General features: G+C 64.0%; 1 protein-coding gene. It reads left to right on the forward strand.

All coding sequences use genetic code 11. The features are described from left to right. Positions 1-436, forward strand: a 436-nt coding sequence (locus tag EXE45_RS18015; RefSeq protein ID WP_137695128.1) for an LLM class flavin-dependent oxidoreductase, incomplete at both ends; no start/stop codon positions are given.

Raw genomic sequence — 436 nt, forward strand, 5'->3', positions numbered from 1 at the left:
CTGTCTGTCGCCAACGCGCTCGCGGCACAGACCGACGAGCTACACGTCATCGGAGCGGTCCATCCGGGACTCTGGGAGCCCGGCCCTCTCGCGAACTTCATCGCGACCGCCGACCGCATCAGCAATGGGCGCTTCTCGATCAACGTCGTCTCTGGGTGGTTCAAGGGTGAATTCACGGGGTTCGGGCAGTCGTGGCTCGCACACGACGAGCGGTACGCCCGCTCGACAGAGTTCATCGAGGTCCTGAAAGCGCTTTGGACGCAGGACCGTGCGACCTACGACGGTCGGTTCTACACCATCGGCAAGGACATCGACGGGTTCGATGGCGCACCGATGGAGCCCAAGCCGGTCCAAGATCCGTGCCCGCAGGTGTTTCAGGGTGGGAACTCGCAGGCGGCCCGCGAAATGGCCGCGAAACACGCCGATGTCCTCTTCA

This window comes from Halorubrum sp. SP9 (assembly GCF_005435015.1).
Lineage (GTDB): Archaea > Halobacteriota > Halobacteria > Halobacteriales > Haloferacaceae > Halorubrum > Halorubrum sodomense.